At 60.6% G+C, this 19,150-nt stretch carries 21 protein-coding genes; 11 read left to right on the top strand and 10 right to left on the bottom strand.

From position 1 onward, the window contains the following. Window positions 1-72 precede the first annotated feature (72 nt). Window positions 73-426 (top strand): hypothetical protein, encoded by a 354-nt coding sequence (locus VFO29_08570; protein HET9393552.1) that lies wholly within the window; start codon window positions 73-75, stop codon window positions 424-426. A 1-nt stretch (window position 427) separates the two neighbouring features. Here the strand turns inward: VFO29_08570 and VFO29_08565 are convergent, their stop codons facing one another. Genes VFO29_08565 through VFO29_08555 form a run of 3 tightly spaced genes read right to left on the bottom strand, consistent with a single transcriptional unit; the run spans window position 428 to window position 3,380 of the window. Then, entirely contained in the window at window positions 428-991 is a 564-nt protein-coding gene (locus tag VFO29_08565; protein ID HET9393551.1) for a hypothetical protein, read from the bottom strand. A gap of 9 nt (window positions 992-1,000) precedes the next feature. Then, window positions 1,001-2,164: a serine hydrolase domain-containing protein gene (locus VFO29_08560; protein ID HET9393550.1), complete on the bottom strand. Its 1,164-nt coding sequence runs from the start codon at window positions 2,162-2,164 to the stop codon at window positions 1,001-1,003. A 10-nt stretch (window positions 2,165-2,174) separates the two neighbouring features. Beyond that, the gene (locus tag VFO29_08555) at window positions 2,175-3,380 is read right to left on the bottom strand and encodes a hypothetical protein (protein HET9393549.1); all 1,206 of its coding nucleotides are present in this window, start codon (window positions 3,378-3,380) and stop codon (window positions 2,175-2,177) included. A gap of 80 nt (window positions 3,381-3,460) precedes the next feature. On the opposite strand from VFO29_08555, the gene VFO29_08550 reads away from it, so the two are divergent. The 4 genes from VFO29_08550 to VFO29_08535 are packed head-to-tail and all read left to right on the top strand — an operon-like array spanning window position 3,461 to window position 7,737. Next, entirely contained in the window at window positions 3,461-3,826 is a 366-nt protein-coding gene (locus VFO29_08550; GenBank protein ID HET9393548.1) for a hypothetical protein, read from the top strand. A 15-nt stretch (window positions 3,827-3,841) separates the two neighbouring features. After that, window positions 3,842-5,278, top strand: coding sequence for an FAD-binding oxidoreductase (locus VFO29_08545; GenBank protein HET9393547.1), 1,437 nt, complete (start codon window positions 3,842-3,844; stop codon window positions 5,276-5,278). Window positions 5,279-5,310: 32 nt separating this feature from the next. Next, complete coding sequence (locus tag VFO29_08540; protein ID HET9393546.1) at window positions 5,311-6,480, top strand: lipase family protein; 1,170 nt, start codon at window positions 5,311-5,313, stop codon at window positions 6,478-6,480. A 42-nt stretch (window positions 6,481-6,522) separates the two neighbouring features. Further along, window positions 6,523-7,737: a DUF2252 domain-containing protein gene (locus VFO29_08535; GenBank protein HET9393545.1), complete on the top strand. Its 1,215-nt coding sequence runs from the start codon at window positions 6,523-6,525 to the stop codon at window positions 7,735-7,737. Here the strand turns inward: VFO29_08535 and VFO29_08530 are convergent, their stop codons facing one another. Together VFO29_08530 and VFO29_08525 are read right to left on the bottom strand one after the other, a co-directional pair. Then, the gene (locus tag VFO29_08530; protein ID HET9393544.1) at window positions 7,738-8,988 is read right to left on the bottom strand and encodes a sigma-70 family RNA polymerase sigma factor; all 1,251 of its coding nucleotides are present in this window, start codon (window positions 8,986-8,988) and stop codon (window positions 7,738-7,740) included. Beyond that, window positions 8,988-9,323 (bottom strand): YciI family protein, encoded by a 336-nt coding sequence (locus VFO29_08525; GenBank protein HET9393543.1) that lies wholly within the window; start codon window positions 9,321-9,323, stop codon window positions 8,988-8,990. Before VFO29_08525 ends, VFO29_08530 begins: the two co-directional genes overlap by 1 nt. A gap of 51 nt (window positions 9,324-9,374) precedes the next feature. Between VFO29_08525 and VFO29_08520 the strand changes: the two genes are divergently transcribed. Then, window positions 9,375-9,662 carry a hypothetical protein gene (locus VFO29_08520; protein ID HET9393542.1) on the top strand — a complete coding sequence of 96 codons (288 nt, stop codon included), beginning with the start codon at window positions 9,375-9,377 and terminating at the stop codon, window positions 9,660-9,662. Here the strand turns inward: VFO29_08520 and VFO29_08515 are convergent, their stop codons facing one another. From VFO29_08515 to VFO29_08495, 5 genes are read right to left on the bottom strand one after another with little or no spacing between them, the layout of a single operon-like run. Continuing rightward, window positions 9,663-9,953 (bottom strand): nuclear transport factor 2 family protein, encoded by a 291-nt coding sequence (locus tag VFO29_08515; GenBank protein HET9393541.1) that lies wholly within the window; start codon window positions 9,951-9,953, stop codon window positions 9,663-9,665. 37 nt (window positions 9,954-9,990) lie between these two features. Further along, window positions 9,991-10,470, bottom strand: a complete 480-nt coding sequence (locus tag VFO29_08510; protein ID HET9393540.1) for a hypothetical protein — start codon at window positions 10,468-10,470, stop codon at window positions 9,991-9,993. Between the two features lie 31 nt (window positions 10,471-10,501). After that, window positions 10,502-11,281, bottom strand: coding sequence for a phytanoyl-CoA dioxygenase family protein (locus tag VFO29_08505; GenBank protein ID HET9393539.1), 780 nt, complete (start codon window positions 11,279-11,281; stop codon window positions 10,502-10,504). A 5-nt stretch (window positions 11,282-11,286) separates the two neighbouring features. Beyond that, window positions 11,287-12,270 (bottom strand): ornithine cyclodeaminase family protein, encoded by a 984-nt coding sequence (locus VFO29_08500; protein HET9393538.1) that lies wholly within the window; start codon window positions 12,268-12,270, stop codon window positions 11,287-11,289. A 58-nt stretch (window positions 12,271-12,328) separates the two neighbouring features. Further along, window positions 12,329-12,619, bottom strand: a complete 291-nt coding sequence (locus VFO29_08495) for a hypothetical protein (protein ID HET9393537.1) — start codon at window positions 12,617-12,619, stop codon at window positions 12,329-12,331. Window positions 12,620-12,752: 133 nt separating this feature from the next. Here VFO29_08495 and topA point away from each other — a divergent pair, with 133 nt between their 5' ends. The 5 genes from topA to hslU all read left to right on the top strand — a co-directional run bounded on the left by topA (window position 12,753) and on the right by hslU (window position 19,146). Continuing rightward, entirely contained in the window at window positions 12,753-14,873 is a 2,121-nt protein-coding gene (topA, locus tag VFO29_08490; GenBank protein ID HET9393536.1) for a type I DNA topoisomerase, read from the top strand. After that, entirely contained in the window at window positions 14,870-16,348 is a 1,479-nt protein-coding gene (trmFO, locus tag VFO29_08485) for a methylenetetrahydrofolate--tRNA-(uracil(54)-C(5))-methyltransferase (FADH(2)-oxidizing) TrmFO (GenBank protein ID HET9393535.1), read from the top strand. The genes topA and trmFO overlap by 4 nt, the downstream gene beginning before the upstream one ends. A gap of 278 nt (window positions 16,349-16,626) precedes the next feature. After that, window positions 16,627-17,118: a hypothetical protein gene (locus VFO29_08480; GenBank protein HET9393534.1), complete on the top strand. Its 492-nt coding sequence runs from the start codon at window positions 16,627-16,629 to the stop codon at window positions 17,116-17,118. Between the two features lie 70 nt (window positions 17,119-17,188). Continuing rightward, window positions 17,189-17,716: an ATP-dependent protease subunit HslV gene (gene hslV / locus VFO29_08475; GenBank protein ID HET9393533.1), complete on the top strand. Its 528-nt coding sequence runs from the start codon at window positions 17,189-17,191 to the stop codon at window positions 17,714-17,716. Further along, the gene (gene hslU, locus VFO29_08470) at window positions 17,713-19,146 is read left to right on the top strand and encodes an ATP-dependent protease ATPase subunit HslU (GenBank protein ID HET9393532.1); all 1,434 of its coding nucleotides are present in this window, start codon (window positions 17,713-17,715) and stop codon (window positions 19,144-19,146) included. Before hslV ends, hslU begins: the two co-directional genes overlap by 4 nt. Window positions 19,147-19,150: the final 4 nt, after the last annotated feature.

Below are 19,150 nucleotides of genomic sequence, written 5' to 3'. Positions count from 1 at the left end.
TGATCGTCATCTGAGTGGGCTCGCAGGCCTTCGAGCGCCTCGCAGGTAAGGTGCGGGCTCGGAGGTTTCATCATGAAACGCTTTAGCTTTCACGCTGTAATGGCTTGCATAGCTTTGCTCATCGCCGTTTTTGGAATGTCGGCGATGGGAGCAAGAGCCGCCGCGAAGCACGCGATCGAGGTAACGGTTACAGGAGAGAGTGGGAAACCGGTCCACGATGCTCATATCTACGTGCAAATAGAGAAACCTAAGACCACCATCGACGAGAACTGGTCAGATTCATCGGGAAGACATACGTTCATGCTCCCGGATATCGAGGGGAAGTATTGCATCTGGGCCGTCTACAATGGAGCCGGAGGCGGAATTAGCTACCAACACTGCTTTGAGAACGAGTATCCATCGACCGTCGATCTCGTCTTGCGATAAATTAGTGGTCAAACGCCGCTATGGCCGCCGCTAATGCGAGTTTGTGGTCCGCATTCCACGGCGGCCCGGCCGCTTTGCGCGCTTGCAGAAAGCGAGCGTCGAAATCCTCGTGCAAGGCCTGGCTCGCTGAACTGACAACCTTCTTCGCGTCGTACCAAGAGACAGACCAACCGCGCGCCTGCGCGGCGGAAGCAAGAGCTTTGCGATACATCACCCAGTCGGCAACGTTTCTGGCGCGGTAATCCTGGATGCGCTCGGCGATCGTGGCCGGAAGCTCCGGACAATGGCGAAGTGCGACTCCGACGATGTCCGGTATGGTCGCCGCCACAGCTTCCAAGGCACTTGCCGCATGCTTTTCCGCCGAAGCGCGCACGCGCTCAACGAGCGCGACAGCATCGTTTATCGGAAGCAATTGGCCCTCGTGATGATGCGGAATTCCGGGTAGATCGTCGTCCACCAGCTCGACGCGGCGACGGTCCAAAAGCGTCCCATCGCGCGCTGCCGTTACCAACACCGCCCAACCGCCGTGATCCGAGACTCCGATGATACCGCCGGCCCTCGACATCGAGGCTAGCTACTTGCCGAAGAGCATCGCGTCGAGCTGCGCGCAGGTCGAGAACGGCCCGATCATGCTTAGGAGCGAAGGCGGATTCGGCTTACCCAGCGCAATCGGCGGCGCGCCGTACAAATTCTGCACCTGGCGTGCGAAGTAGCCGCGGTCAAAATCCGGGCCGAGACCGGCGCCGTTTGAAGCTTCGGCGACATAGGTGCCGTCAGGAAAGACCGCGTTGATCGCTGCGGCGATGGTGAAATCACCTTCGTGAAATACAACACCATTGGGAGTTACGAACCAGCCCAAAGCCATGCTCGCACCGCCAGGGAGTGGAAAGGCGGGCGCAACCATCTCTTTGCGGTGCGCTACGTCGAGCAGCGTTCCGTTGAAAAGGGCGATATCGAAGCGCACGAGATCGCTGGGCGTAGAGATCACGCCGCCCGCGCCAAGCTCGCCGCTCCAATCGGGTGGGGCACAGGCCAGAAATGGGTCTTGCGGCAGACGGTGCACGTACCCGAGCGCGAGCGTGGGGTCGGATGCGCCTTCATCGGAGTAGGTTTGCGTCATGCCGGCGGGCACGAAGATATGCTGCTTCAACCACGACGCGAAGCTCGCATGCCCGACGTTTTGCACGATCTGCGCGAGCAGGTAATAGTTCTCGTTCGAATAGTCCCATTGGGTGCCCGGCGTCGCATAGAGCGGCGTCGCATTGAGTTTGGTGAAGAATTCCGTTTGTGTGACCGGCCCGTCTCCGTGCAGAATCGGATCGCCGTGACCGCGCCCGGGGATTCCTGAGATATGCGCGAGGAGCTGCCGAATCGTAATTTTTGCGCCATTCGAGGTGAACTGCGGCACGTACGTCGACACCGGTTTATCGATGGAGATCGCGCCGGCTTGGTCCAGCATAAGAATCGCAGCGGCGGTGATCGTTTTCGAGACTGAGGCCACGCGCATAGGCGTCCGGGACGTCATGGCAATCGATGCCGCGATGTTTGCACGCCCGTAGGCGCCGGCTGCAAGGAGGCCTGTGCTATTTCCAACGGCGACGGAGATGCCGGGATAAACCTTGCCGGTAATCGGCGGACGTATGAGCTGATCCAGACCGTTAGCCGGCGTCGCCGGAGCTGCGGCGCACGTCGCTAGAACGAGAGCAAGGCTCGCATATTTGAGAATGCGTTCGAGCATGTGAGCGCCCCTAATGAGCCACGCCGAGCACTTGCGCGGCGGCACGCAGTGCGGTTTTATGCTTGGCGTCGCTCGCAAGCCACTCTTGGGGATACAGCTCGAGAATCTGCGCTTTATTTGCGATCGCGTACGGCAACAGGTTTGAGATGTCCAATTTGTAGCCGTATTCGTAGCCCGGCGTTGTCGCCACTATTGGCTGGAACTCGATCGGCACTTTGCCGGCGTGACGTTTCGTGGCTTGGCACCAGTAGAGATTCTCACTTTTGGCTTGCGGATTGCACGGGCCCGGCGTTGTTCCAGGGTCGGCGACGTGGCCGATTCCCAGATTCTCAGTACCGAATGCGATGCCGCGCGGCGCAGCCGCGGCCGTCACGGAGTTGGCATACGCATAGACGGATGGAGAATTCACGATGTAATTCAGCGCGATCATCAACTGCTTTTGGCTGCCCTGACGGGCCAGCATGCCGACCACGTTCAAACTGTGTTTCAGCCATTTCCTATAGGTCCAACCTGTGGCTTTCACCCAAGCGTTATAACACGGCCGCGACTTGGCCGACGGGTTTTCCATGTGCCCGGGATACGCTTCAACGCCTGCGCCGATGCCGAATCGCATGTAGCCGATCGACGAATCGTTTCCAAACTTTTGCACGGCGGCTGCGATAAACGACTGCCAATCACTCTCGAACTTCGGATCCATGAAATTCGGATAGTCCACTTGCTTGGGGCATTGCACTTTCGCAACGCGATCCTGAGTGAACACCCACGAAGGCGTGGTAGTATCCGACTTGCCGACTTCGGAGGCGTCGGCAAACAACAGATTCACGCGCAGATGCGCGCGGAGATACGGCGCGGCTTGCGTTTTGATGCTGCTCCAATCAAACGAGCCCTTCGAAGGCTCGACGGTGCTCCAACCGACGACCAGACTGACGCCGCAAAGCGTTGGATCTTTTCCGATCACGCTCGCCTCGAGTTGTTTTTCAAATTTGCCGCTCTGGACTTTGTACGGGTTCCAGACGTACATTCCGTGCGGCGCGTCCGGCACCGGAACATGCGGGTCACGAGCTGTGCAATTCACCGCAGGTCCGCTCGCGGTTACAGGCTTTGCGCCGGCCGTGTGCCGCGCTTTATGTGCCGGTCGGTGCGGCCGCGCAGCCACGACTCCACAGAAGAGGGCGACGATTGCAAGCGCGGATAGAACGACGGCTAAACGCTTCATGGACGGGCCGCCTTTGCTGCCTTGGCGCCGGGGTCCTATGGTCCTTAGGGAATTGCCGCGGCCCCGGCGAAGCGCTTCCCATGAAGAGACGTCTACTGACAGGTCTTGTTGTTCTTTGCATTCTGATCGGCTCGTTTGCGAAGCCGGCTCAGGCAGCGACATTGCGATTCAAGAACGACAGCAACGCGTACGTCCATTTAACCCTCATTTGGAGCATCTTCAAGGACTATCACGGCGTCTGCGTCGCGCCGCATTCCACGTACTCGGATCCGCTTCAGGAAGAACCTAAGGAGATCCACGCGCAGTTTTACAAGGGTCCGAGGCAAGGCCCCAGTTGTTCGGGACCGGTCGAATACGATTCCGTGTACACCGACGTGTGGCGGAACGGTATTGAGTTTTGGGCCGTCGGGAACGACGCCGACTCGTACCGCTTTTACCACAACTAGCTCTCGGCTAGGTTGGTGCTAAACCGGCGCGACTTTCTCAGCGGCGCCGCGAGCGCTGCCGCGCTCGGCGCGGGCGGAGTGGAACTGCTCGCCGCGACTCGCAGGCTGCCTTGGCAGGCGCTTGCGCACCGGATTTCGGGAAGCGTCGTGCTGCCGGGCGATCGCGGATTCGCTGAACTGGCGCTTCCGAAAAACCTGCGGTATTCCGCGCTCCGCCCGGCGGGCATCGCGATGTGCAAGAGCGCGCGCGATGTAAGCGCCGCAATTCGCTGGGCTCGCGAGAACGGCGTCCCGATCGTGGCTCGTTCCGGCGGTCACTCGTACGCCGGCTATTCGACGACCACCGGTTTGATGATCGACCTGCGCGAGATGAACAGCGTCTCGCTCGACGAGGGCACCGGTATTACGGTCCTCGGCGGCGGCGCCTTGAACGCCGATGTGTTCGAACATTTCAGGAACCGCAATATCGCAATCACACACGGCCGCTGCGAAGGCGTCGGGATCGCGGGCCTTGCTCTCGGCGGCGGCATCGGCTTCAACATGCGCGCCCACGGTCTGACCTGCGATCACATGGTTGCAACCGAAATCGTTCTCGCCGACGGAACGATCCGGCCGCTTACCGGCGACGACGATCTTTTGTGGGCTTGCCGCGGTGCAGGCGGCGGAAACTTTGGGATCAACACGTCATTTACGTTTCAAGCGTTTGAAGTGGGTCCGCTTACGGTTTGCAATCTGCATTGGGACAAAGAGCAAGAGCGCGTTTTCGCGAGTCTCGTCAATGCGCTTGAAGGAGCTCCCAAGACGCTCGGATCGAAGGTCTCGGCAAGTGCGCCGACCGCTTCATCAGGAATGAAGGTTCAATTGCTCGCGCAGTTCGCCGGTACGCCGGCCATGCTGCGCGAGCTGCTTGCCGGCGCCTATGCGATCGCGCCTCCGGCCGGCACCTTTACAAGTGGCCAGTATTGGAAAGCGCAGCAAGTGCTCTCCGAGGCAGGGCCGCCCGCCTATTACCAAGAGCGCTCGCGATTCTTCAACCAGGCCATCGATCATCGAGCCGTCGCAGTCATCTTCGAGTGGCTGCGAAAATATCCGCAAACCGGGAAATCGGCAACCTTCAAGGTTTTTCAAACCGGCGGCGCCGTTAACGAGAAGAAGCCGGGCGAAACGGCGTTCGTGCACAGGCAGAGCCGGTGGCTTGGCTCCATCGACATGTACTGGGATCACAACACGCCGCATGCTGCATTGCAGCGCAATTTGTTGTGGCTAAACGACTTCTACGAAGCGATTGTCCCGATTGCCAAAGGCGGTGCGTACCAAAACTTTATCGACCCGTCGCTGACCGATTGGAAGGCCGCCTATCATGGCGCAAATCTCGAAAGACTCGAAGCGATCAAGCGGCGTGTCGATCCGTCCGGCGTATTTACGTTCCCCGAGGCGATTCCACCATCGTAGTCACAGACGTGGCGATTAGGGCGTAATTCACCATGATGCAGCCTGTACTTCGGGCCGGCGGCGCGATGGTGTGCGCCATTTTCTGGCTGGCCACAACCGGTTCGGCGTTGTACGATGTTCCATCACCTCTGCCGAGTGCGCCGCCCGGCACCGTCATCTGGTCGCGACCGTTTACCGGCGGCTCGCTGCTGAAAAATGCAGCGTCGAACACGCTCGCGCTCTACCACACTGTCTCGGCTGCCGGACGCGACGTTGCCGTTTCAGGAACGATTGCAATTCCCAAAGGGTCGCCCCCGCCCGGTGGATGGCCGGTGATTAGTTGGGCCCACGGAACGACGGGCAATGCACCCCAGTGCGCGCCCTCTAAAGCCGCAGTACAAAACGGCGAACAACGTTTTCTGGAGCAGTGGATCTCACGTGGCTTCGCGGTTGTGCAAACCGATTACGAAGGCATCGGGACGCCAGGCGTACATCCATACTTCGCCAGCGGATCGGGTGCGCACGACGTCATCGATATCGTTCGCGCGGCTAGGCATCTCAATCCCGACATCGGCGATCGCTGGATCGCGATGGGACATTCGGAGGGCGGGACCGTCGCGTTATATGCCGCGGTGACGGGACGGTCGTGGGCGCCCGAGCTGCATCTTTTGGGCGTCGTCGCGTACGCGCCCGGCTCGGACATCTCCGATTTTTTCGGAGAGACAAGCGTCAGCACGCAGCCCACGACAATGTTGCCGCTTCTCGGCATGATGATCGCTGGGATCGCGTCGACGGATCCGCACGTCGATCTCAAGACGGTGTTGACTCCTAAAGGCATGGCGCTGCTGCCGTCGCTTCAAAGCGAGTGCGACGTGGCGCTCATGAGCTCGGCAGCTTGGACGAGCATCCCGCCTGCCGATATTTTTCAGCCGAACGCCCGATCGAGCGCGCTGATGCAAGACTTTATCGCGAACGAGCCGCTGACGTGGCATTTGGAAGGACCCGTGCTCGTCGAACAAGGCACGAACGACATGGTTGTTCCGTATCAAAACTCGGTCGTGCTGCGTTCGGTATTGTGTAGAAACGGGTCGCGGCTTGAACTTGATGCGGTGCAGGGCGCCACGCATGGTTCGGTGATGGCGCTCAGCTCGGATAGCGTAAGTGCGTGGATATCCGATCGCCTGGCAGGCAAACCGGCGTCAGGGAACTGTCCGGCGAGCTAACGGGAGTCTCCGCTAGGCGATACGAACGCGTTTCGCCGGAGGTTGGAGACAATCGAGAAATGGGAGCCCGCTAAGGACCGCCCGGACCCGCTCGAGCTGTTGCGCGAGCAAGAGCGAGGCCGAGTTCCCGAGCTTCTGACGATTCGGCACGAGCGCATGCGCGCGTCACCGTTTGATTTTTTTCGCGGCGCCGCTGCAATCATGGCTTCCGACATAGCAGCGATTCCGACCACCGGATTGAACGTGCAGTTGTGCGGCGACGCGCATCTGCTGAACTTCGGCGGTTTCGCGACTCCGGAGCGACGGCTCATCTTCGACGTTAGCGATTTCGACGAAACGCTTCCCGGACCGTGGGAGTGGGACGCGCTTCGGCTATTGGCGAGCGTGGAGATCGCGGGCCGGGACTGCGGCATTAAGCGCGATGGCCGAACTGAGGCGATCGTCGCCGGCGTGCGTGCTTATCGCGAGGCCATGCGGCGCTTTGCGCGGTCATCGCCGCTCGAAGTGTGGTATTCGCGCATGAACGTCAAACATCTCATCGCACTTCGGAAGCGCGGAAAGATCGGCAATCCCGAACATCCTTCGACGAAACTTGTGCGCGACGAGGACGGCGCGCTCTGCTTCCGAAGCGACCCGCCCACTCTTCAGCGGCTCACACGGCAAGACGCACAGGCGGTTCAGGCGCGCTCTCTGGTAACCATCTATCAGGCGACGCTCCCGCCGCACATTCAAGTGCTAAGCGCGCGGTACGAGTTGGCCGACGTCGCCATAAAGGTCGCCGGAATCGGCAGCGTCGGCCTGCGCTGCTACGTTGCGCTAGCCGTCGCGGACCGAAGCGACCCGCTCGTGCTGCAAGTGAAAGAAGCGACTGCTTCCGTGCTGGAAAGATATCTCGAGCGAAGCGTCTATCCAAACGCGGGACAACGCGTCGTTGCAGGTCAGCGCTTGATGCAAGCGGCCAGCGATATCTTCTTAGGCTGGATGCGCGACGAGGCGGGGCGGGATTATTACGTCCGGCAACATCATGATATGAAAGTCTCGGTTAATCTGCGGACTCTGCGCACGCGCGAGTTCGTTGACTACGTCGCTCATTGTGCCTGGACGCTCGCGCGGGCGCATGCGCGCAGCGGCGACGCGGGCGCGATTGCCGATCTCCTGGAGACGGACCACCGGTTCGAAAAGGCCTGCATCCGGTTCGCTCGATCGTACTCGAAACAGAACAAACGCGATTATCGAGCCTTCTGCAAGACGGCTTAGTTAGTTCGGGTTCGCGGCGCGGACGCGCAGCTCGAGGTATTGCCGTTCCGTGGGATTGCGCGCGAGCTCGAGCGCGGCTTGGAAGTGCTTGCGTGCGCTGTCATTCTCACCTCTGCGCAGCTCAAGCTCGCCGAGCGCAGCCGAATAAAATGGATAGCTCGCCAGGCGGTCGCTATGGGCGATCGCACGAATCTCCTCAAGCCCGCGCTCGGGGCCTTCGATTTGCGCTACGGCGATGGCGCGATTCAACGCGACCACAGGGGAAGGGCGGATCTGCATCAAGGTATCGTACATCGATACGATTTTCTGCCAGTTCGTATCTTCGGCGCGTGCCGCGTTCGAGTGAAGCGACGCGATCGCCGCTTCGACATGATACTCGGTCAGCTCTGAGCCGCGTGCCGAAAGATCGAGGTACTCTTGCCCTTTCGCAATCAGGCTGCTGTCCCAGCGCGAGCGATCTTGATCGAACAATGAGCGCAAGTTGCCCGCACCATCGATCCGCGCAGGCAGTCGAGCTGCGTGCAGCCACATCAGCGCGCAGAGCGCGTAGGTAGCCGGTGTCGCCGCAAGTGGATGCTCGAGCAGAACCACGGCAAGGCGCATCGCGCCGCGGCACAGGTCGACCCGCACGGCGGACTCCGCCGATGCGCCGTGATAGCCTTCGTTAAAGAGCAAGTAGAGCGCGCGGCGCACAGCGTCCAGGCGTGCCGAAAAGTCGCGGTCGGCCAAATCGAATAATTTCCTGGACGTCGCCAAGACCTGTTTTCCGCGTGAGATGCGTTTTTCGACGGCGGCGCGAGTATTGAAAAATGCGCCGGCGATTTCGCCGGCCGTAAAACCGCACAGCAGATTGAGGATCAGTGCAACTTGCGCCTGTTCGGACAGCTTTGGATCGCAGCACGAAAACATCATGCGAAGCTGATCGTCCTTAATCGCGCTTTCGCCGAAGTATTCGTTGAGCGTTGGGACCAGCGTCCACTCACTCTCGAGGCGGCGGCCGAGTTCGGGGACGAGATTGCGGGCCATGCGCTCGCGCCGCAAGAGATCGATGGCGCGGTTCTTGGCAGTTGTGATGAGCCACGCGGACGGATTCTCGGGTACGCCGCGCAGTTTCCAGACTTCCAACGCACGGCAGAAGGCGTCTTGCGCGACGTCTTCCGCCAGTGCGAGGTTGTCGAGTCCGAAGACGCGCGTAAGGGCGGCTACCAAACGCCCGGATTCGCGCCGGAACAGGTTCTCGTCGAGGTTCACTACATTTGCATGACCGGGCGGACTTCAACCAACCCATCGGAGTCGAAGATCGGACAGCCCTTCGAGAGCTCCGCGGCTTCCGCCAGATCTTTGGCTTCGACGAGCGTGTAGCCGCCTACCAGATCCTTTGACTCCGGGTACGGCCCGTCGGTGACGAGCTTCTCTTTGCCGCGGACGACCTTGCCCTCGGCCTCGAGCGGCTGGCCCCGGTCCTTCAGGTGACCGTTCTTGGCCAGGTTTTCCATCCAGGCAACCCATTTTTGCATCACCTTTTCGCCTTCGGCCGGCGACTCGGCGCGCTGACCGCCGCGGTACAGATAGACAAATTCACTCATGTTTTTCTCCTTTAAAAGTGTGCTCCGTTTCCGGCGCTGAACCCTAGACGTATGAGCAAGCCGGAACCGGACATTCAGGGCGCGACCTCCCCGCGCGGGTGGGGCGATTTCATCAGAATCGTCGCTTACATGCTCGCTTTTTATCTGGCCATCACGGCGTTCTTCGGATACCGGTTAGGCGCGCAACTCCATGCGGCCAAGTCTAATCCGTACGTCGGCATCGGCACCCAAATTCTCGGGCCGAAGGCGACCGAGGATTACATGATCCAGCAGTCGCGCCTGCCGGCGGTCGTCACTGCCTCGCCGGCCTTCTGGCTCGCGCTGCGTCTAAGCGAATAGCTAGTCGATAACTAACGACGCAATCTTATCGCCCGAAAGCGTAAAGATGTAGTCGACCTCGACCGGGCTGCCGGGAAAGTTCCCGCTTAACCGGACGCGCACGGTCGTTGTGTTGCCGCTGCTCGAGGCATCGAGCGCCTCGGTTTCGTACCGATACTTCGCTTGAGCCGCCTTTTTCCAGGCGCGAATTGCATCGCGTCCGCGGTAATCGTTGTTTTCGTCGTGCACCAACGAGTCTTCGGTGAACAACGAACTCTGCGCGTCCGCATCCTTGGCGGTTTCCGCAGCCAGATATGCGGCGACCGGCTCCGGCAGGTTAATGGCGGGCCTACTTGCCGTGGGTTATGACGATCTGCGTTTGGTTATCTTTTGAAGTGACCATGACGAGCGTTTGATTCGCGGTGTTTTCATCTGTCAGGAACTCCGCGATTGAGGCGCCCTCTTGGCTCACGTGCATCTTCTCAGAACCCTTCGGCATCTTGCCTTGATACCAGGAGTAGACTTTGTCGAAAGAATCGTTCGTAGTAAACGACGCCATATAACTCGAACCGCTGGCCGTTGTTACGCTAACGGAGCTGTTGTCTTCGGTTTGAGAGGCGCCCGGATAGAGCGGTGCGCCGAGCTTCGAAAGGTCAACCGCGCCCTGTCCGGCGGTAATTTTGCCTTCCTTCGTTTCGAGCGTCTTTGTCTTGCCGTTGTCGGTCACCGTTGCGGTGCCGTTGCTCGTGGAGTACGTTGTGGTCTTCTGCGATCCGCACGCCGCCAGCGCGACGATGGACAGCAGACATAAGGCGGTAGATAGACGCATGTACCGTGCCCCCTAAGAAGTAGCTTGCGCCTTAAATAAAACCGCGGAGCGGCAATTCCTGCCGCTGCAGCCAGTTGTCGGGCGCGTACGTCGCGCGCGCGTCGACCGCGTGCAAAGTATAGGCGTGCCGCGGTTTTTGGGAGCGGTTGGGCGCGCTGTAGTGCGGCAGCAGACCGTTGAAGACGACCAGCGTTCCGGATTCGACTTCTACGGGAACCGCATCGTCGGTTGTGGGCCACGGCGTGTCATCCAACGTTTCGAGCTGCGCCTTACCGTCGCGCACGACGAATTGGTTACGCTGCGGCGAGCGGTGGCCGCCGGGCTGAACCCATAGGCAGCCGTTGCTGCGGTCGGCGTCGTCGAGCGCGAACCAGAATGCGGTGACGCTTGTGGGATCGGTGCGCAGGAAAGCAGCGTCTTGGTGCCAGTCGACGACTCCGCCCACGCGCGGTTGTTTGAAGATGTACATCGACTGATAGAGCACAGGTTCCGCAAGGCCGGCCTCGCTTGCGATCTCCGTCAAACGCGCATCGTGCGAGAATCGATCGAACACGGGATCCAGATCGTGCATCGCATGTCCGATCTTGTTGACCGTCCGGCCGTCCTCTTCGAAGAAGCAGCGAATTTTGTCGCCGGAGGTCAGGAAATACTCGTCGGACTTTTCAGCCTGGTCGCGGGTGCTGAAGATCGAGACCTGGCCGGAGCTGCAACTTGCGGCGATCTCCTCGGCGCGGCGCCGGAGCGCGGCGAGTTCGTCGCGCGATTTAAAACCCGGAAAGACGGCATAACCGTCTTCGGAAAAGCGGCGCATGGCGCTCAGTAGTCCACGCGCGTGCCGCGCCCCTCGCGAACGGCGCGCCGGTGAAGTTCTCGCGCGGCGGCGATGTCCTCGATGGCCATACCGACGGATTTAAAGAGCGTGATGTCGCTGCTCGATATGCGCCCCGGAACCGTTCCGGCAGCCAATTCCCCGAGGTCGCCCAAGATGCGATCGACGCCGATGGCACCTTCGGCGATTGGAATGCGAAGATCGTCGGCTTCGTTCAGGACGCACTCGCGGTTGTCGACGAAAATGCGGCTGCGTTCGACGACTGCGGCGTCCAATTCGCGAAACGGCGGAACGGAAGAACCGGCGGCGTTTACGTGCATCCCGGGCTCAAGCCAAGCGCCTTCGAGAACCGGCGCGGTAGCGGCGGTAACCGTGCAGACGATCTGCGCGCCGCGCACGGCTTCACGCGCGCTGGCGGTTACCTCGATCTCGACTTTAAACTCGGCGCCCGCGGTTTCCGCAAAGGCCCGAGCATTCGCCGCCGTCCGGCTCCAGATTTTCACGTGCTTGATGGGCCGCACCGCGAGCATCGCCTCCAAATGCGAGCGCGCCTGCGTTCCCGAACCGAGCAGCGCGAGCCGGCTTGCCGATTCTTCCGCGAGGATGCGTGTTGCCAGCGCGCTAACGGCGGCGGTGCGAATCGCCGTAACCGCGCCGGCATGGACGATCGCCAGCGGTTTTCCGGTCGCAGTTTCGTGCAGTAAGACCGAGCCTTGATGGGACTCGAGTCCGAGTGCGCGGTTTTGCGGGAAGACTGTGATGACTTTCGCGCCCACCGCGTCCGGGTCGGCCAAGAAACCGGGCATCGTTCCGATCGCGCCCCGTCCGTCCGGCTGCCAGGCGATCGAGCGCAGCGGCTGCATGAATCCGCCGCGAGCTACGGTCCGGAACGCGCCGTCCATGACGTTGATGCACTCCGCGATCGGCAGCAGCTCGTGCACGTCGCGCTCACCCAGAACGATAAGGTCCATCCTGCGGACTTAAATGAAAGAGCGGCCGTTTCCGGCCGCCCTTCGAGTCTTTGCGCGCCTAGCGCTTTTTGCGCCGTCCGCCCTTGCGTTTGGCTTTGCGAGCGGCCTTCTTGCGTCCGCCCTTTTTGCGTCCGGCCTTTTTGCGTCCGGCCTTCTTGCGTCCACCCTTACGCGCTTTGCGTGCGCCTTTTTTGCGCCCGCCTTTACGCGCGGCTTTCTTACGTCCGCCCTTACGAGCGGCTTTCTTGCGTCCGCCTGCCTTACGCGCGCTCTTACGGCGCTTGCGAGGCTTGGGCGCGGCCGGCGCTTCACCCATCGTGCCGCCGTCTTGCATGAGATCGGAATCCATGAATTCCTCCGTTTTTGTTCCTCGCGCTTTTACTGCGCTCGTGCTGCATCATAGAATGTTTTGATGCAAAATGCAAATGCATAAAAAGGAAAGGATTTGTCGGGGGGTTGACCGGGGCGGTATACTAAGGCCCGTGAAAAAGCCCTTGATTATCGTGGAGTCGCCGACCAAGGCGCGCACGATCAAGAAGTTTCTTCCGGCCCGCTATGTCGTGAAGGCTTCGGTCGGTCACGTCCGCGATTTGCCCAAGAGCACCCTGGGCGTGGACGTCGAGCACGGCTTTACCCCGAAGTACCTCACCATCAAGGGCAAGGGCGATATTATTAAGGAGCTCAAGTCCGCGGTGAAAGCTGCGAGCGACGTCTACCTCGCCACCGACCCTGACCGTGAAGGCGAAGCGATCGCGTGGCATTTGGCCGAGCTGTTGAAGCTCGAGAATCCTCGACGTATCGAGCTGCACGAGATAACGAAGGAAGCCGCGATGGCGGCGATCAAGCACCCGCAGCCGATCGACTTGGACCGCGTCAACGCGCAGCAAGCGCGCCGGATCCTCGACCGGCTAGTGGGCTACAAAATCTCGCCGCTGCTGTGGGCGAAAGTGCGCGGCGGTCTATCGGCCGGACGGGTGCAGTCCGTCGCGGTCCGTCTGATCGTCGATCGCGAACGCGAGATCCTGGCTTTCATTCCGCGCGAGTACTGGTCGGTGACGGCGATGCTGGCCGCCGCCAGCGAACCCGACTTCGTCTTCCCGGCCGAATTGCTCAGCCGGGACGGCGAGAAGATCGAAGTGCAAACCGAGGCCGAGTCCAAGCGCGTACTGGCCGACCTCGAGGGCGCCGCCTATCGCGTTGCATCCATTAAACAGCGCGAAGGCCGGCGCAATTCGCCGGCGCCGTTTACGACCTCGACGATGCAGCAGGAAGCCTCGCGCAGATTGCGCCTGCGGGTCCGCCGGACGATGCAGATCGCGCAAGGTTTGTACGAGGGCATCGACATCGGCGCGGAAGGCACCGTTGGTCTGATTACCTACATGCGCACCGATTCGACGCGCATCTCCGACCAAGCGCGCGCCGCGGCGCGAGACTATATCGTTACAACGTTCGGCGAAGCGTTTTATGGCGGCCGCGAGCACCGCGTAAAAGAAGGCGCGCAAGACGCGCACGAGGCGATTCGTCCGACGTCGGTCCACCACACACCCGAGAAAGTCGCGCCGTTTCTCAAGCGCGATGACCTGCGGCTCTACACCCTTATCTGGGAGCGCTTCGTGGCCTCGCAGATGTCGCCGGCGGTCTTCGATCAAACCACCGTTGACATCGCGGCCAAGAATTACATGTTCCGCGCGTCCGGCAGCGTCTTGAAGTTTCCGGGCTACACCAAGCTTTATGAAGAGAGCCGCGACGACTCCGCGGCCGACGCCAAACGCCTGCCGAGGATCGCCGAAAGCGAAACGCTTGCATTCCGCGGCCTCGATCCCAAGCAACACTTCACCGAACCGCCCCCGCGGTATACCGAAGCGTCGCTGGTCAAAGCGCTGGAAGACAACGGCATCGGCCGGCCGTCGACCTACAGTACGATCGTCGAGACCATTCAGGCTCGCGGTTACGTCACGCAACAAGAACGCCGTTTCGCGCCGACCGAGATCGGGATTGCGGTGAACGACTTGTTGGCCGAACATTTCCCCGACATCGTGGACTTGAATTTTACCGCGCAGATGGAAGGCGACCTCGACAAGGTCGCCGACAAACAAGCCGACTGGGTACAACTGCTCGCAAACTTCTACGGGCCGTTTGCCAAAGAGTTGGCGTCGGCGGAAGAAAAATTGCCGAAGCTCGAGTTCAAGGACGAGCCGACGGACGAGATCTGCCCGAAGTGCGGGCGCCCGATGGTCATCAAGACGGGCCGTTTCGGCCGGTTTATTTCATGCACGGGCTATCCCGAATGCAAGACGACGCGGCCAATCCTCAAAGACACCGGCGCGAAGTGTCCGAAGGATGGCGGCATGGTGGTCGAACGCCGTTCGAAGAAGGGCCGCACGTTTTACGGGTGCGCGAACTATCCGCGATGCGACTTCGTCTCGTGGGATCGGCCGGTGCCCGATCGCTGCCCGGTCTGCGGGTCGTACGTCGTCGCCAAGATCAAGCGCGGCGGAATCGTTACGCTTGAGTGCAAGGCCGACAAGACGCACGACGTCAGTACGATCTCGACCGAACTGACTCCGACGCGAGAAGTTACCTCGGTTCCCGCGGCGTCGTGAGATTAACCGTCATCGGCGGCGGCCTCGCCGGCTGCGAAGCCGCGTGGCAAGCTGCCCGGTGCGGAGTTGACGTCGATCTGTATGAAATGCGCCCGCATAAATCGGGGCCGGCGCACAAAACCGCGAATCTCGCCGAACTCGTCTGCAGCAATTCGCTGCGCGGCGCCGCGCTCGAGAACGCCGTCGGCCTGCTGAAAGAAGAGCTTGCAACACTCGCTTCGTTGATCGTGCATTCTGCGCGCGAAGCTGCCGTGCCGGCAGGCGGAGCGCTCGCTGTTGATCGCGATGTCTTCGCGAGGCTCGTCGAAGAACGCATCGCATCGCACCCGCGCATTACATTACGCCGCGAAGAAGTGCACACGATACCGCTCGATCGTCCCACAATCGTCGCGTGCGGCCCACTTCCGAGCACAGAGTTCCTTACTGCGCTGGATACGCTATTAATGGGTCGTGATGCGGCACTGGTTGCAGCATTGAAAGGTGATGCAGCGTCATTAGAGTGTCATGGTGAGCCCTTCGATACCCTCAGGACAGGCTCTGTCGAACCACGCCCGAGCAGCGCCCGAAAGGGCGCGAGCCGAGGGCCGCGCTTACATTACTACGACGCCGCATCACCAATCGTCGCGGCCGATTCAATCGACGAATCGCAGATGTATCGCAAGTCGCGGTACGACAAGGGCGACGGCGACGATTACCTCAACATTCCGCTCGACAAGCAACAGTATTTGGAGCTGTTAGACGATCTGCGCACGCTGCCACGTCACGAGATCGAAGCGTTTGAAGATACGAAGTACTTCGAAGGCTGCCTTCCGATCGAAGAAATGGCCGATCGCGGCGAGGATACGATGCGCTTCGGTCCGCTCAAACCTGTGGGCCTGCGCGATCCGCGCACCGGTTTCACTCCATACGCCGTCGTGCAACTGCGTAGAGAAAACCGCGAGGGCACGGCTTACAATCTCGTCGGTTTCCAAACGCGCTTAAAATGGCCGGCGCAAAAGGAAGCCTTTGGAAAATTCCCCGGCTTGCATAATGCGGAGTGGTTGCGTCTGGGGGTGATGCATCGCAACACATTCATCGACTCGCCACGCCTGCTCGACTCGCACTTGCGTTTGCGCGGAACGGACGGCCTGTACTTCGCCGGGCAAATCACCGGCGCGGAAGGCTACGTCGAAGCGGCCGCATGCGGCGCGATGACGGGCATCCACGCGGCGCGCCGGATACTCGGTCTTCCGGGAATAGAATTCCCGGCGAACACCGCATTCGGCGCCGTGGTCGCGCATCTGCAAAACACCGAGACGCACGATTTCCAACCCGCCAATGTGACCTGGGCCTACATGATGCCTGCCCGGGAGGCGGCCGTGGTGCGGAGCGAAGGTAAAAAAGAGAAACGTCAACGGCTTGCTCTTTCGGCTATTGAAACGATGAAGAGGTTTGCGGCAGACCTGTCGCGCTCAAGAACCTTACAAGAGGTGTGAATATGAGCGCATGCATTCGTAGGGCAGCGCTTAGTGTTGCAACTGTATTTATAGCGTCGTCACTGCGCGTAATGGCGTGCCCGCCGCCTGCGACCGAGGCTAGTGATTTGGGCGCCCGCTGGTTCAGTGCGGGAGTCTCTGACATGCGTAGTGGTAATTATCCCTGCGCCCAAATCGCTTTTGCTAAAGCCGCAGCTTTCATTCGGCAAAGACTACCGGAAGATCCCTGGTATGGGCCATACGATCTGACGTTCGCACTGTCGCAGGAAGGTGTTGCAATGTCCTATCTCGGGCAGCGAAAGCGTGCCGCTCAAATCTGGCGTGAAACTGGCCACTTGCTGTCAGCGGACCAGCTGATCGGGCAAACACCGACCCAACATGCGGACGAGCTATTTGCTCGGCACCAGTATACGGCAGCGTTTCGCGCTTACCACAATGTGATTTTCTTTCAACCCGGCGTCTCAACGCTTACCCCGACTGAGCACGATAATGGAGCGGCGGATGCGATCGGGAAAGCGCTTGATCTCGCCGCTAGGGGAAAATACGCGTTGGCACTGAGTGCAATTAGAACCGCTCGTCCTTCCCAGGCCGCGCGCTACCTCGAGGGGCAGTTAGCCAGCATAGGCGGGAATTACAAGATTGCCTATGCGGCGTACGTTGATGAACTGGAGACATATCTGCTGTTGCCCGCGGAACCAGGGGCTGCCGCGTACGGCACGATTTGGGATAGGCCGGCGCGGCTGCGTCTTGTGGAGCTTATCAACCCATGAAGGCCGCTCGCTTCAGGCCGGCGCGCGGCGGTGCAACCCGAAAGCCCGCGCCCGGGTACTTGCCTAGGCAATGAGAATTCGGTCCACCACGATTCTGGCCGTTCGCAAGGATGGTAAGCTCGCCGTAGCGGGCGACGGCCAGGTAACAGTTGATAAAACAATCATGAAACACGGCGCGCATAAAGTTCGCCGCGTCGCCGGCGGCAAAGTGATCGCCGGCTTTGCTGGTTCTGCCGCGGACGGCATGACGCTGCTCGAAAAATTTGAAGGCAAGCTCAACGAGTTCAAAGATATTACGCGCGCGTCTGTCGAGCTTGCCAAAGACTGGCGCCAAGACCGCGCGCTGCGCCGTCTCGAGGCGCTGATGATCGTCGGCAATGCCGAGCATCTGCTGGTGCTTAGCGGAACCGGCGACGTGATCGAGCCCGATGAAGGCATCGCGGCGATTGGAAGCGGCGGCCCCTATGCCCAAGCCGCGGCAGCCGCGCTCTTGCGCAACACGAATCTCTCCGCTGAAGAGATCGCGCGCAAAGGGCTGGAGATCGCAAGCGAGATCTGCATTTACACCAACGAGCACATCGACGTGGAGACGCTGTGAACGGTTCACCGCAGGCCGTGGAACTGACCCCGCGTACGATCGTGGCGGAGCTCGACAAGTACATCGTCGGCCAGGCGAAAGCCAAACGCGCGGTCGCGATCGCGATGCGCAACCGTTACCGGCGCGAACGCGTCCGCGAGGATCTGCGCCCCGAGATCATTCCGAAGAACATTTTGATGATCGGACCGACGGGCGTCGGCAAGACTGAAATCGCGCGCCGCTTGGCCTCGCTGACCGGCGCACCGTTTGTAAAAGTCGAGGCGACCAAGTATACCGAGGTCGGCTACGTCGGCCGCGACGTCGAGTCGATGGTGCGCGATTTAGTCGAACAAGCCGTCCGCATGGTGACGGAAGAACGTCGCGCCGAAGTCTCGGAAGTGGCCAAACAGATGGCGGTCGAGCGCGTGATTGACGTGCTTCACCCCGAAACGCGGCCGCCTTCGGCGCAAGGCCAGCCGAATGCGTTCGCTGCGACCCTCGGTTCGATCTTCGGAAATAACTTTCAGGCGCAGCAGCAACAGCCGGCGACGCCGCCATCCGCTCCGAACGGCGACGCGCAGCAGACGCGCGAGCAAGCTCGCTCTGACGTGGAGCGTGGCTTCTACGACGTGCGCTTGGTTGAAATCGAAGTCGAAGAAGCTGCCAGCGTTCCGTTCGGTGTCATCGGTCCCGGCATGGATCAAGGCGGCGGCGATCTCGGCGAAATGCTGGGCGGCATGCTGCCGAAGAAGCGCGTGCACAAACGCGTGACCATCGCTGAAGCGCGGCGCATCTTCGAACAGGAAGAAGCCGCGAAGCTGATCGACATGGATGCGGTCAAGCGCGAAGCGCTGCGCCGCGCCGGCGAAAACGGCATCATCTTTATAGATGAGATCGACAAGGTCGCGGGGCGCGAAGGCGCTCGCGGTCCGGATGTTTCACGCGAAGGCGTGCAGCGCGACATCCTGCCGATCGTTGAAGGAAGCACCGTCAACACAAAACATGGCGCGCTCAAGACGGATCACGTCTTGTTCATCGCAGCCGGCGCCTTCCACATGAGCAAGCCATCCGATCTGATTCCGGAACTGCAGGGTCGCTTTCCGATCCGCGTCGAGCTGGACTCGCTGACGGCTGAAGATTTCAAAACGATTCTGACCCAGCCCAAGAACGCGCTCACCGAACAGTACAAAGCATTGCTGGGGAGTGAAGGCGTGAACGTTGATTTCCGTGCCGACGGAATCGAACAACTCGCGCAGTTTGCGATGCAAGTGAACGACCAGACCGAAAACATCGGCGCGCGCCGCCTGCACACCGTACTGGAGCGTCTGCTCGAAGACGTCAGTTACGACGCGCCTGAAAAGAAGGACGCGGTCGTCGTAGACGCGGACTACGTGCGCTTGAAACTCCAAGACATCGTCAAGGACGCCGACCTCTCGAGCTTCATTCTTTAGGAGA

Origin of the sequence: Candidatus Rubrimentiphilum sp., from assembly GCA_035710515.1 — a bacterium.
GTDB lineage: Bacteria > Vulcanimicrobiota > Vulcanimicrobiia > Vulcanimicrobiales > Vulcanimicrobiaceae > Rubrimentiphilum.
Note: the sequence above shows the minus strand (reverse complement) of the source record. Positions and strands in the feature narration are given on the sequence as shown.